The organism is Candidatus Pelagibacter sp. PS_37 (genome assembly GCF_059417825.1).
In genome coordinates this window covers 1,003,876-1,018,849 of the sequence record NZ_CM182067.1, presented here as the reverse complement: position 1 = coordinate 1,018,849, position 14,974 = coordinate 1,003,876, and the positions used below count along the sequence as shown (strand labels likewise).

Sequence of the window (14,974 nt, the reverse complement as noted above, 5' to 3'; positions counted from 1 at the left end):
AGATGAAAAAACAAAAACATAATATTTCTGGACTTTCTTTAATAGAAGCACTTGTCTCAGTTGTGATTATTGGAATTGGATTTGTTTCAATTTTACAAATGACAAATTTTTCCGTTCAATCAATAGATAATTCAGGAGATAGAACTAAGGCAAATTTTTTAACTGAGATGATAGTAGAAGACGTCATTGGAAGTAAAAATTCTTTCTATGGAGTAAATTCTGATAATGAAAATATAATCTATAGTACTGATGGGACCGCATCACTAGATGGAGACACATTAAATACATTTTCAAAGCATCTAAGTGACAATAGTTGGAGTGCAGATCTGAGCTGTGGTGGAAGTAGTTCTGATACCACTACACCAGTTGAGAATAAACAAAACATCTATGAAACTCAACAAGTGGATGCTCCTCGAAATAAACAAGCTAAGTGGAATACTATATTTGAAGAAAATAGATTTTTAAAATGTAAAAGCACAACTGAAGAAAAAAAATTGCAAGTATTTGAAATATGTAAGTGGGATGCTTGTGATTATAAATTAGATTCTATAACAGATGAGCCTTTGTACATTGGTAGAGTGGAGATGAAATTAAATGAAGGTAAAAAAAGAAAATTTATATATTTTCAGTCAGACTATAAACTTAAACAATGAATAAAAAAAATTTAAAATCTATTGCTGGTCTTACATTAATTGAGATTTTAATTAGTGTGGTGGTGTCATCGATAATGATGGCTGCAATTTATACAACTTATTCAATTGTAAATTCAACTTATACTCAAGTGTTAGAAAAAGCTAAAGTAAGCAGATCTTCTAGAGATTTAATCGAGTTATTAATTCGTGATACACGAATGGCAGGATTTAAATATTATTTAGGTGATAATGATTTGGGTTTTCCAGTAGAAAGTTATTTAGAATTTGTTGGTGGTGCTACTACGGTGAAAGATAGCCATGATCCAATTGTGATAATTCCAAATGAACTTGGACATTCACTAAGTGATGCTATTGCTACTCCAACTCCAAAACATAACTTAGATGATACTTGCTGTGATAAAATTCATATTGTTTATGATGATTTTAATCAAAATGATGCTACTCAACCTTACAAAAGATATAAGCTAACTTATTTTGCAAATCCATTATCAGATGGTTCTAATGCTGATGGCCCTATAAATCCAAGATACGGCATATACAAATCCAAAATTAGTTGGCAACAAAATATTGGTCAAGAAACTGGAAGTTGGGTTTCAGATTGTTCCGAGTGTTATCACAATGAATTAGTAAGAGATTATGTTGAAGATATGGAATTTATTGCATTAGATCAAAATGGAAAAGTTTTAAGTCCTTACCCAAATACAAATTCTGAAGCTTCGAGGGGAAATTTATATAAAATTAGAGCAGTAGATATTAGGATCGCATTTATTTCTGAAAAGCCTTTCTTTAGATTTGAAAGTAGGACAGGAAATGAAAGACAATTAAGTGGATTTTCTAGAGCGATAAGATCTTTTTCAGATAGAAACTTAAGGGATAATGTAGTGGTGACCGTATACACAAGAAATATTGTTGGACAGGATATATTTTAATGAAAAAAAATAATCAAAATGGATTTACACTAATTTTATCACTTGTGATGTTATTAGTAATGTCGTTGATGGGAGGCGCTTTAATTGTAATTTCTTCAGGGGATCATCAAAGCAATAATACTAGTGATCAATATCAACAAACTTTTTATGTTGCTGAACATGCCTTAATTGAAGCAGAGAAAAGAATAATTAACAGAATGATTGGACCTTGGACAGAAGTGAGTACGATTACCACACCACCAGTTGGATCTACACCTACAGAGATTACTGCTCACAATAATTATATTGAGCAACTTAAAGCCACAGAAATTGATGGCTTTGCAAGAAACACAGATGGAAGAGATACTCCTAGAAATACTCTTACTCCTGTAGAAACTCCTTGTTTTAAAAGTTTTAGAAATTTAATCAGAAATGATGCTGGGGGAAATTTATCTTTAGTTACAGATCATTTTACTAATCAAAATTTTGGAAGTTTAATTGAGCCAATTTTAAATACCCCAAGTGATGTAGGATTAGAGGCAGATGATGCGGAAAAAGAAAAAGAATATTTAAAAAGGTATAGATATGAGTTTTTTTCAATTAATGTTGGTTCCTCTACCTTTAAAGGAGCAGGGGCTAGTCTTAAAAAAACCTCTACTAACGCTCAAAGACAAGGAACAGCTTATAGAATATATGGTTGTGGATATTTAATGCCTAAGGGCGCAGAATTAGGTGAATTTGAGGATCCTGAAATATTAATTCCTTTAGAAACTTTAATTATTTTATCTAGTTAAACACAAAATGAGCACCATAATCATTACTTTAATTACAATCTTTTAAAATATTGGCTATTATTAATGATAATGAAAAATATCTTTATTGGATTGTTATCACTTTTTTTATATTTCAGTTCATTAACCATGAGTGGGGCGTGTGAATTTTTAAAAGAACAAATTGGTACCCCAGTTTCAAGCATCATTGAAAAATATGATAATTTAGACGAGCCTCCGGGTGGTGGTGATCCAACTGCTACCTACGTTAAAGAATATGACAGTTTAAATTTATGTGAAAATTCTCAATTAGAAAATAGTGTTTTAAAAGTATTTATTAAAGAAGGAAAACTCATTGGAACTGAAATTGAAGGTGCTTTGGGTGAAGCAAAAAATAACAAAATCATAGACTTTGCAAAAACACATTTAGGGTACAAAAGTGAAGTAGATTTTGATGAAGAGTGGACAGGGGCTATATCTTTGTCATCTTTTGGTGATGACGTCATTTATGGTAGAGTTAGTGATTCAAGTGGAATTTATGAAATGTTAATTATTACAAAGCCAGAGTTTGATTCATTTTTGTTCGGACCTAATGTCATAAAGTTTTTTTAATTTATGAAAATATTATTTAAATTATTTAGTTTATTAATTTTAATTATTAATTTTAATCAAACATCTTATGCAAAACCATTGCCACCTGGATCAGGTGAAGGGGATGTACCAGCTAATATTTTAATTTTATTAGATAGCTCCGCTAGTATGAGACGTACATTAGGAGATGGTATTCCTGTTATAAGCTCTGCTGCAATCGATGGAAATGGAAATAGGGTTTTAACAAGTGCCGATAAATCGCTGGGAGGATTATATCTTTTTAATTCTGCCGGTGAGAGAATTAACTTTACTGGAACCAATCAATCAGGCGGATCTTATACAAGAGATACTTGGTGGGCAGGAAGTAATACTGATCAACGATGTGATTACCGTTTAAGGGATGGATCCAGAACAACTAATCATCTTATTTCTACAACTAGAAAATATCATGAAGCTCGCTATGTAACAGGAGTAACTGTTCCAGGAACTAATATCAGTAACGAAAATCTTTTATTTGCTGTTCAATTTGATGATAGGTCCTCTTCTGTTGCAGTTATTGCCCTTGATACACAATATAGATGTAGACTTGCACTAACGGTAAATAGTGTAAAACATATTCGCGGTATGGACATTAGTGCTAATGCAGCAGGACATATTATTGTAGGAGTTTTTGGTAGATCGGGTAGAAAAAATGCTTTTCAAATGACCTGTAATCTAAATCAAGCTGATTGCGAAGAAATTACAGGTAGAGGTAAAGGTCAAACGGATGTGTTTGGCAGAATATATGACGGAAACCGTTATAGATTAAATAGCGACTCTACAAGAATGTATATTTCTGATGATGGGAATCTTTATGAATATGCAACAAGAAATGTTGGAGGACAAAATGTAATTTCATATGCCTGGGGTGAAAAAAAGGAGTGTCGTGCTAGCCGTAACTCAACTATAAACCAAATTACACAATTTGAGTTATCTAGCAATGACGATGATATTTTTTTTGTAGGAGGTAGCGGAAGAGAACTTGTAAGAGTACAATGGACTGCTGGGTACAACATTTGCACACGTATTACCGGTCTAGGAACCGCTAGTTCACTTTCAAACGCTGGTCAAGCTGCTGGAAATTTAGCTGCTGATAGCGTTAGAGTTACAAATGCATTAACTGCTATAAGTAAATCTGGTGGGAGAATTTTATTTAGTCATAATAGTTATGTTGATGAATTAACAGAAGCTAATTTTACATCTGCAAATAGAAATACAGCTTGGCAAATTCAATATGGTGGGCCAAAAATAACAAGACTAGACGGAGCAAAAGCAGCAATTATTGCCGTTTTGACAGATAGTACTTTAACTAGTGGTGCTAATTTTGGTTTTGGTCACTGGAACGCTGGCGAAGGTAGTCAGGGAAAAACTGGTAGTAGAGGTGGCAAATATTGCCATGGTAGTGGTACTTCTTGCAATTATTATGGAGGTTGGTCCGGCAATCATCCTGCTGGTCGAAGCAGAATATGTACTGGTAATTCTTGTTTAAATGTTGGAATTGGTCCAGAGGGTGCTAATAACGCTATTCCTGTTGTTGAGAGATTAGGAGTGGAGTGGGGCACAGACTCTGAAGCATTTTCTCAGATTGCTCATGATTATTTTTTTGGTCCAGTTTCTCCTCATGACCCAAACTCTGACTGTCAGTTAAATTATGTAATTGTTATTGGTGATGGTGAGATGTCTGGTACAGGAACTGCTTCAACTAGTTTTCAAGGGCGTACGGCAGGCAGACTTACGAGAATGAGAGAGGAATTAGGAATTAAAACTTTGATGGTTGCTTATGGAGATGGAATAAAAGCTAGTGGTATGAATAGATTTAATGAATTAGCTTTAGTTGGTTCATGTGATGCAGCAGGTGGTGAAGATTGTGAACAAACTATTGTAGCCACTACACCTCTGGAACTTCAGACTGAGCTTCAGCAGAAAATTAGACAAATTTTAGCTGAGCGATTAGCATTTACCGCACCATCCATTACAGCAACCATTCAACAAGGGGGTTCATTATACCAAGCGCAATTTGCTTATGAACAATTTGGAGAGTGGAAAGGAACCATATTGAGGAAAACTTTAAATGCAGATGGAACAGTTGAACATGATCCTAACGCACCAGGAAACTGGGATGCAGCAGCTCGAGTAAGAACGCAAGCAGCTGGCGGGCCTACAGATCCTGGTACAGCTGATAGCAGAAATATATGGACACCCATTGCAGATCAAAGTTTAGATTATTTAGGAAATTGGGATAACGTTAATGAGGCTACTGCACCAACTTTAGAACCTGAGATGGAAAGACTAGGATATGTTCTTAGAAATTATCATTCCTCAACATCAAAATGTGGTGGAGATGATACCACAGATGATGAGCGAGATGGAATTCTACGTTTTTTAGCTGGTCAAGATTTTTTTGATTATGATGGAGATTGTGACACTACAGAATTAAGAAGCCATGTTCTTGGAGATATATATCATTCTCAATTAATTGAAATTGGCGCACCAGATGGAAATACCCAATTTACTGATAATAACCAAGAAGCTTACTTTAGAACTATAAATAATTATCAAGCCTTTAAAGCTTCACAACAAAGTAGAAGAAATATTTTATATGCAGGTTCTAACAGTGGATTACTCCATGCTTTTTCTGCTGAAACAGGAAATGAAGAATGGGCATTCTTACCACCCTTTTTAATTGGAAAATTACCTACATTAATTAACTCCAGACTTGATGGAGCAATTGATGGATTTAAGGGAGGTAGTAATGCAGTGTTTGGAGTAGACGGCTCTCCAGTTGTCCATGATGTGTTTATGAAAGGCTTAACTCCAGAGGGTGATGTCGAAGGTTCCGCTAGTTGGCATACCATATTATTCCAACCGTTTGGAAGAGGTGGATCTGGTTTTTCAGTATTAGATGTAACCACTCCACTAGTAAGAGATGGTTTAGGACCAATGCATATGTTCAGTGTATATAATGATTATATTAATAATGTTGTATATATCATGGACAACGAAGGAGAAGTTAGAGAATTAGAGTATTTTTCAAGCTCTGCAGAAATATCTGCTTCAGATGAAGCCCTAAAAGCGCAATCAAATTTTAATGAAGCTGTTACTGCTGATGAAGCCATCGACTCGGAGACGACTACTAATCAAGATGCAATTGCTGTATGTCAGTCTGATGCAGATGTGACTGGAGAATTTAAAACTGCTGGAACTGCTTCTTGTTACATAGGAAGAACTTTCACTTTTAGTGATATATCTTTTAATACCCCAAATAATCAATCCATACCTGAAAACATGATAAATGTTTCAGAAATGGTTGATGGTGAATTTTTGCCAGTAGAATTTTCAGATGCAAGAATGATCGATGGCCAATTTGTAATTACTTTTGATGAAGATAAAATTTATAATCCAGGTGGAAGTGTAAATGAAACAAGAGAAACAACAAATATATTTGTTCAAACCTCATGCACATCATCTTCTGGAATTGATCCATTCTTTGACTATAGTAAATTAGGTGAAACTTGGTCAACACCAAGGATTGTAAGATTACCATCAGACATTGAAGCAGAGAGAGAAGACCCAGCAAATGATAAATATGTTGCAATTATGGGTGCAGGAATGGCTAATAATAATTTATGTGCGGGCTCTGCTTTGTTTATGGTTGAATTAGACAATATGGATGAGCCAGGAAAACTTTACGGTGGAGATCAAAACGGTGGACCAATTACAATTGTTGATACATCGCCATCAGGCGTGGCTCTTGGAAATGATATAATTGAAACACCTAACGGTAGCAATATTAATAATGCGGTTCCAACGTCCCCACTTGTGATCACTCCTGATACTGGATTTGGAATTCCTTGGCGTGGGGCAATGGTTTATATTAATGATAGAGAAGGAAAAATTACTAAAATAAATTTAACAGACTCTACAAAAAATGATGCTAAATTATTTGATCAAACAACCTTATTTAGATTAAACGCAAGTACTACCAATAAAAGATATACTTTTTTCTCAATGGATGCAGGTGTAGGAGTTACCACAAAAGATTTTTGGTTGTTTGGAGGTACTGGAGACTTTAATAAACTTGGAGATATAGATAGAAATATGGATAATATTTTATATGGGATTAGAGATTTTGATTATCCTTATTTTAAACATTTAAATGGAGTGACTATTCCTTCATTTGATGATCAAGCTTTTACATCCACAGCTCATCAAGGAGCTGATAATGCTAAATCGATTGATGATGCAACTGTTTGCTCAGATGTTACAGGAGATACTGATGCTAGTCTTTGCCCAGATTCTGCAGAAAGTGCCTGGGTAATCCATTTAGATACACAAGGTGATAATAATTCACACAGAAAAGCATCTGCCCCACCAACTTTATTTAAAGGACAAGTATATTTTCCAGTTTATGAACCGCCTCCAGGATCAAATCGATGTAATATTGGAAATGCATATATTTGTGTAGCAGATGATGAATGTGGAACTAATAATTCACATAAACTTGTTAAAGGCGCAGAAGCTAACGGAAGCAACTGTACATTCATTAGAGAAGGGGTTTTATCTGAATTAGTAATATTTGGTGACAAACTTTACGCAAACGTTGCAGGGCCTAGTGAAGACAGTGATACTTTATATTCTGTTATAGCTGTTCCTGGTGAGATCTTGTCAAATACAGGTGGTTGGAGAGATACAGGATATTAATTCAAGTTATAACACTCTCACAAGTGGATCTAAGAAGCTGAAAACAACCTAAAATAGGAATATATAACCCACACAAACATATCAAGCATAGTTATAAATATAATTGCCAAACCAACAATTGAATCTTGTTTTATTTTTTTTCTCCATTTGATTGGAAAAAAATTTAAAGAATATGCATAAACTAAAATGAATATATTTAATGATGCAATAATAATGTTGATAAATAAAAAAGTATTCATTTAGTTAATCAAACCTTTCAGCTTGTTCTTTAATTTGTATTTTACTGTATCCTCTATTTGCTTGATATCCAAATTTTTAACAGCATCTAATAAATTATTACTCATTATTTTTTCTCGTACATCAACCACCATGTCTTTAAATACTTTTTTTAAAATATCTTTGTAGTTTTTACTATCCTTAGTATTACCAATATCTTTAAAATTCATATCATTAATTGTAAAGGTTTTTTCAAAATCAAAATCAGAAGATAATACGGCTAAATTAATATTTTTAGCATCTAGGTTTTTAATATTAAAGTATTTGCTTGATTGAGAGTCGGTATTTTTAAATTCAAGATCTTGTTGAAGATTTCTTAGATTGTCTGAAGTAATTCTGTCAGAAAATTTAAAATAATAATTTAAATTTATATTGTTTAATTGAACATCGTTAATCAATATATCATTAGAAAAAATTGAGAATGTATCTAAATTTACTTTAACAAAATCTACTTCTGCTAAATTACCATCAAACTTTTTGTTAAGTATCTTAATGTTATTTGCACGAGCTTCACCACTTAAATAATCAATACTTAATTTTTTAATTGATACTTCTCTATTTAATGAACTTGAAATATTATCTTCTAATATATTTTTAATTAATCTGTCTCCTATAAATTCAACCAATATATAAAAAGATAAAGTGAATATGGTTATTATGGAAAGAAATTTTTTCATACACACTGATCTATATTAATTTAAAAAATAATTCTAATGGTTAATCGACCACTCTGGGTTATATTCTTAATTCAAAAATAATCTTATCTGTTCATTAAAAATAAGAAAAACTAAGTTTCCTATAATTAAATAAGGACCAAAAGGAATTTGAGACGAAAGATCTTTTTTATTTTTAATTATATCTGGGACAACACTTAAAAGTGCAATGACAGATGAAAAAAATATTACAAAAGGAATTGAAGCCCATCCAAACCAAAAACCAATTACAGAAAGTAATTTAGCATCACCCAAACCCATTCCTTCTTTGTTTCTTAATTTTTTATAAGTAAAAATTATTAACCAAATGATTATGTAACCAAACAAACCACCTATTAAAGAGTTAACTAAATTTGGAAACAGAGTGGTATTTAAATTTGGATCAAATGATTTTAATAAACCAATTATCATAAGAGGGTATGTTAACTCATTTGGAATTATGAAATGTTTTAAATCAATAAAAAAAATAATCACAAAACAGATGCTTAAAATAAAAAAAAGAAGAGTAGTTAATGAAACTCCAAAGAAATGAAAAATTACTACAAAATTTATTGCTGATATTAATTCTACTAAAAAATATTTAATATTAATTTTAGCCGAACAACCTCTGCATTTTGCTTTTAAAAACAAATATGAAAATAATGGAATGTTATCGTGCCATTTAATTAGGGTTTTACAGGATGGACAGTGGGATCTTCCTGTTACAACGCTTATATCGTCAGGAATTCTATGGATACAAACGTTACTAAAGCTGCCCCATATACTTCCAAAGATAAATGCTATAAGATATAACACAACTTATAATTTAATTTTGGAGGACAGTTCTATGAAACCATCAATGCAATATTGTACAAGCATCATTGCGTCTGTAAGGTGTAAGTAGAAGTTAGGACTATGAATAATGAGTTCCATCAGTCTCAAAACTATCAAAAATTTAATGAATATCAATTTATAAATAACATGTTCTTTGGTGCTAAAAAAACAGAAACAATAAAAGTCGACAATACAAGCGTTAAAGACTTAGAATTGGTTACAAAAATGGGCCAGGAGTTTGCTAAAACTCTTGATTTAAAAGAAACACTACAAACTTCATTAGAGCTAATTATTAAAAGAATTAATGCTCAAGCTGCTAACATTTTTTTAATAGATAATGATAAGCAAAACTTTCAATGTATTGCATCAAAACACCAAGCATATCTAGAAGATTTTGAAATTCCAATTACTCAAGGTGTCATGGGAAAAGCAGCACTCATGAAACAATGTATAAGAGTTGGAGATGTTAGAAAGGATGTAAGAGAAATTGCAGAATTTTATTTTGATTTAGATAATAAAACAAATTTTACAACTTATTCTGTTTTATGTTCACCATTAATTGTTTCAGATGAATGTATTGGTGTTATTCATTGTTTAAATAAAAAAACAGACAACAAACTTTTTGAAGAAAGCGATAGAAAACTTTTAGAAACTTTATCTGGTCCTGCTGCATTAGCAATTAGAAATGCTAAGATGGCAAAAGATTTGATTGTTAAAAATAGAATAGAAAAAGAAATAGAAATTGTTGGAGAGATTCAAAAAACATTACTATCTCAAAACATTAAAGAAAATTTTCCTATTGCTGGAATAAATATTCCTGCCAAAGTTGTTTCTGGAGACTTTTATAATTTTTCAGAATTATCTAATGGAGTTTACGGATTTGGAGTTGCAGATGTTTCAGGTAAAGGAATTAAATCTTCATTACTAATGTCTAAAGCATCTAGTCTTTATAGATGTTTAAGTAAAACAAATTTTTCTGCAGCAGGTCTTTTAGATATTTTAAATACAGAAATTTGTGAAACTACTTCAAGAGGAATGTTTGTAACAATGCTGGTTGGAATTTACGATAGTAACAAAAAAGAATTAACTTTATCAAACGCTGGTCATGAACCTCCGTTAATTTATTCTAAAGATGGAAACTTTTCTAATTTTGAAGAAGCAGGACCTCCTTTAGGCATTGCTCCTAAGTTTAAATTTAAAGAAACTAAAATTAATTTTTCAAACAGCTCAATGTATATTTTTACTGATGGTATTACGGAAATAAGAGATGCTAAAGGAAATATGTTAGAGGCAGAAGGATTTAAAGATTATATAAAAAAGTATCAACAAATTCCAAACCATGAAAGATTAAACAAGATTATCGAGGATATAATTAAATCTGGTCGAATACAAAAGGATGATTTAACAATTGTAACGGTTGATGGTTAATAATTATGGATAGATGTTTTTATTTACACTCTTTAAGATAGAGTAAAAATGTTTATGGGATAGTTTCCAGTTAATTAGAGTAATTACCCCCAGTTTCATGTAATAATTCTAATTTTGGGTCAAATATCTGATAATTAGAAATAAATCCTGCAATCCTAGTCAAATCTCTAATTTAGAGTGAAATCTCTCATAATTTGCTATAAATCCTATACTGGTAGTCAAATCTCTAATTTAGAGTGAAATCTCTCATAATTTGCCACAAATCAGATTTAATTAGTTAATTTGAGTTTAGTCCCCAGATTTAGGCTTTAACCATAATATAAATTGTATCAAAATCTAATATTGCCATCCGCAATAATCAACAATTGATGGATCAATGTTAAAATTTATATATATTATCCCAAAGGGATGAGTGATGTAAGGCTGTTTGAGCTTTTGTTAATATTCATATTTATCTCTAACACACAGCATAAAAAATATAAATTATCTCTAACACATAGGATAAAAATTAAAATTATCTCTAACACAAATCAATAAATTTATTGAAAATATAAAAAATGTTGATTTTATTGACTTTTTTAAAAATATGATAATATTAATAATTATAACACAAAATAAATATAGCTCTAACACATTTTATGTTTTATATTCATAATATTAAAAACGTTGATTTTGCTTACTTTTTTAAAAAAGAATATTATGTTAATTTTCTAACACAAAATGAAATAATTTTTTTTTTTTAAATGTGTTAGAATAAAATTTTTGTGTTAGAGAAAAAAAAATAATTTTTTTTTTTATAAATTAGAATAATTCTAAAATTTGCAAAAAATATATTAGAATCTTTCTAAAGTGAAATAAAAATATATTAGAATCTTTCTAAAGAGAAAAAAAATAGTTTGGAATATTTCTAATGTAGGAAAAAAAAATATATTAGAATAATTCTAAACAAAAAAAATTAAAAAAATTATAACACAAATAAATTTTTCTCTCACACAAAAAAAATTTTCTCTCACACAAAAAACAATTAAAAGTTGTTTTAATAAAAAATAGCTATTTTACTTATTTTTTAAAAATAGAAAAAAATATTAAATTTCTAACACAATATAAAAAGATAAAATTATGATAAATGTGTTAGAGAAAATATTATTTAGAAAAAAATATCTTAAATTTAATTTTTTTCAATGATTTTAATAAACTGTTGATTTAATTGAATATTTTGTATTTCATTATTAAATTCAACCCATTTTGAACATAATGATTATAATCTTGTGTTAGAATTTTATTAATTTTGTGTTAGAGAATCAATTAACAATTTAAATATTAATTTTTATTTATAAGTTTTATGGACGAAGATAATAAAGATAAATTTGATTATAAAGAGGAAGATACTCTCAAGAGTGATCAGGAAAACCAATCTGAAAACGATTCAACTGATACTTTAAATCCTCAAGAAACTGATAATAATGAATCAGAAAAATCCAATGAAAATGATAATTTAACTGAAAATTCAGAAACTTTACAATCTCAAGATGAATCTGTTGAGCAAAATGTAAGTGCATCAAATACTAATAATGATGAAGAGACTTTAAAGAGTGATCAGGAAAACCAATCTGAAAACGATTCAACTGATACTTTAAATCCTCAAGAAACTGATAATAATGAATCAGAAAAATCCAATGAAAATGATAATTTAACTGAAAATTCAGAAACTTTACAATCTCAAGATGAATCTGTTGAGCAAAATGTAAGTGCATCAAATACTAATAATGATGAAGAGACTTTAAAGAGTGATCAGGAAAACCAATCTGAAAACGATTCAACTGATACTTTAAATCCTCAAGAAACTGATAATAATGAATCAGAAAAATCCAATGAAAATGATAATTTAACTGAAAATTCAGAAACTTTACAATCTCAAGATGAATCTGTTGAGCAAAATGTAAGTGCATCAAATACTAATAATGAGGAACAAAAAAAAGAGCATGAGGTAATTCATAAAAAAGATGGAAGACTACATATATATGTAAGGCAAGATAAATATAAAGGTGAACTTAAATCAAGAAACTGGGTAGGTAGACTTTATATTGATGGTAAACAAAAAATTTCATCTTCTGGAACAACAAATTTAGATGATGCAATACCAATTTTGGAAAAATGGTTTGATGATGTTCATGAAGAAAGTAAAAAATTAAAAATTGAAGAAAATATTAAGCCAGAAGAGGGTGAATCTTCACAAATTGATATTTCAACAACCAATCAAAGTAATAATGAAGCACAACCACAAACTTCAAGTGTTCCATTAAATGAAAACTCAGAAATATCTACCCAAGATCAGGTAAAAAGTAAATTATCAAATATTTTTGGAAAAATTAAGGAAATTAAAATTAAAAAACCAGATTTTGCTAAAAATATAAAAAAATCATCTTTTAATAATTCTAAAGTTGGAAATTATAAATCAAAAATACAAAATTTTTTCAAATCCAAATTAGGTAAATCTAGTGTTCAAGGCGAAGAAATAATTGGTATTGAGTTAGCAAATAAAGAAATAAGAATAGTCCAAGTTTCTAGTAACAAAGCTAATCAATGGGTGTTAGAAAAATTACATATTCACCCCGTCGACATTACAGATGATAGTACTCCAATTGATAATGCGGATAAATTTTCAGAAGAATTAGTATTAGCAATTCAAAAATACAAAATAACTTCACCAAATGCAGCAATTGCTATTCCGGTAACTAGTGCAATCATAAGAGTAGTCACCGCACCTTTAATGAAAGAAGATGAATTAAATAAAGCAATCGAAACTAATTCATTGTGGGAAAACCTAGTTCAACTAACAGATAGTTTGGAAGATTATTCTATTTTTCATCAAGTCATAAATAGAAATGATAAAGAAAATACAATGGATATTTTATTCGTTGCATCAAAATTAACTGATATAAATAGTTATACTTCAATAATTAAAAATGCAGGTTTAAATCCTGTAATCATAGATGTTAAATGTTTTGCTTTAAAGTCATCAGTTGATCAAGTTAATCAAATAACAAATAAAACTGAGGATGCCAATTTAACTGCTGTTTTAGAATTTGGATTAGATGAAAATTATTTAATGATCCTCTATAATAATAACCCAATAATAACTGATATTTTTATTAGAGGGCAAGATAGAAAAATTTTACAAGATTCCCAAGATACTGAAGAAAAAGAAGGATTAGTTAGAAGATATGTTACTCAAGTTAAGCAAGCAATTCAAGATTTTGAGACTAAATATGAAAAGAGAATTCGAAACATAAAAGTTGTTTCAGATATTAAAAATGTCGATGAATATTTAGGAAGTTTTAGAAAAATTTTAATGAATGTTGGATTTAACACTTTTGATCCCACAGAAGGATTAAAAATTCCAAGTCAGTATCAACAAATTTTAGATAATAAGTTAAATAGATCTTATCTATCTACTTCTGTTGGCTTAGCCTTTAGAAAACTTGATGTCTTTGGTTATTATAAATTTGTTACTGCAGTTAAAAATATAAATCTTCTTCCAGATAGATCAAATGTAATGAAGCAAAAGAAGATGAAAGCAATTTCAGGTTTTGCATTCAAGGGTATTACTGCTGCTGTAGTTGCAATTTATGTGGTATTATTTGGTTTATCTTTTTGGAATATTGTTTCCTATAATAATAAATTAAAACAATATGAAACTGTAAAAATAGATCATGCTAAAATTATTAAACAGAAAAAAATAGTTTCAAAAGAACTTAGTGTAATTAATACGTCTTTAAAATTAAGTAGAACACTTAAATCAAATAAAGAATTAACTTATAGAATTTTAGCTCAAGTAGCCTCAAGTGTTCCAAACCGTGTAAAATTTGATCAAGTTGAATTTAATGGATCTAGAAGATTAACTATTCAAGGAATAGCTGCAAGTGATCAAGATATTTTGAAATTTATAGAAAATTTAGGAAATCAAAAATTGGTTGAGCAAGCATCATTATCATCAATGCGATTACCAAAATCTACAGCAGGTGGTGCTACAATGAAAGGTTTTAGAGTGTTTGTAAAAATTAAAACAGGTAAAATATAGC

General features: G+C 30.1%; 10 protein-coding genes. 7 read left to right on the top strand and 3 right to left on the bottom strand.

Annotation, left to right across the window (positions count from 1 at the left end):
- The first annotated feature begins 2 nt into the window (after window positions 1–2).
- From AC5SL9_RS05360 to AC5SL9_RS05340, 5 genes are all read left to right on the top strand, one after another.
- Entirely contained in the window at window positions 3–653 is a 651-nt protein-coding gene (locus AC5SL9_RS05360; RefSeq protein WP_006997836.1) for a prepilin-type N-terminal cleavage/methylation domain-containing protein, read from the top strand.
- Entirely contained in the window at window positions 650–1,582 is a 933-nt protein-coding gene (locus AC5SL9_RS05355) for a PilW family protein (RefSeq protein WP_006997837.1), read from the top strand. Before AC5SL9_RS05360 ends, AC5SL9_RS05355 begins: the two co-directional genes overlap by 4 nt.
- Window positions 1,582–2,355, top strand: a complete 774-nt coding sequence (locus AC5SL9_RS05350; protein ID WP_494573927.1) for a pilus assembly PilX family protein — start codon at window positions 1,582–1,584, stop codon at window positions 2,353–2,355. Before AC5SL9_RS05355 ends, AC5SL9_RS05350 begins: the two co-directional genes overlap by 1 nt.
- 69 nt (window positions 2,356–2,424) lie before the next feature.
- The gene (locus tag AC5SL9_RS05345; protein ID WP_494573926.1) at window positions 2,425–2,943 is read left to right on the top strand and encodes a pilus assembly protein; all 519 of its coding nucleotides are present in this window, start codon (window positions 2,425–2,427) and stop codon (window positions 2,941–2,943) included.
- 3 nt (window positions 2,944–2,946) lie between these two features.
- The gene (locus AC5SL9_RS05340) at window positions 2,947–7,662 is read left to right on the top strand and encodes a PilC/PilY family type IV pilus protein (RefSeq protein ID WP_494573925.1); all 4,716 of its coding nucleotides are present in this window, start codon (window positions 2,947–2,949) and stop codon (window positions 7,660–7,662) included.
- 29 nt (window positions 7,663–7,691) lie between these two features.
- On the opposite strand, the gene AC5SL9_RS05335 is transcribed toward AC5SL9_RS05340, so the two are convergent.
- The 3 genes from AC5SL9_RS05335 to AC5SL9_RS05325 form a co-directional block, all read right to left on the bottom strand.
- Entirely contained in the window at window positions 7,692–7,901 is a 210-nt protein-coding gene (locus AC5SL9_RS05335) for a hypothetical protein (RefSeq protein WP_006997841.1), read from the bottom strand.
- Window positions 7,902–8,615: a hypothetical protein gene (locus AC5SL9_RS05330; protein ID WP_494573924.1), complete on the bottom strand. Its 714-nt coding sequence runs from the start codon at window positions 8,613–8,615 to the stop codon at window positions 7,902–7,904.
- A gap of 66 nt (window positions 8,616–8,681) precedes the next feature.
- Window positions 8,682–9,446, bottom strand: coding sequence for a prepilin peptidase (locus tag AC5SL9_RS05325; protein ID WP_027307142.1), 765 nt, complete (start codon window positions 9,444–9,446; stop codon window positions 8,682–8,684).
- Window positions 9,447–9,545: 99 nt separating this feature from the next.
- On the opposite strand from AC5SL9_RS05325, the gene AC5SL9_RS05320 reads away from it, so the two are divergent.
- A complete protein-coding gene (locus AC5SL9_RS05320; RefSeq protein ID WP_018413512.1) occupies window positions 9,546–10,892 on the top strand; it encodes a GAF domain-containing SpoIIE family protein phosphatase in 1,347 nt (448 codons plus the stop codon).
- Window positions 10,893–12,234: 1,342 nt separating this feature from the next.
- The gene (gene pilM / locus AC5SL9_RS05315; RefSeq protein WP_494573923.1) at window positions 12,235–14,973 is read left to right on the top strand and encodes a pilus assembly protein PilM; all 2,739 of its coding nucleotides are present in this window, start codon (window positions 12,235–12,237) and stop codon (window positions 14,971–14,973) included.
- Window position 14,974: the final 1 nt, after the last annotated feature.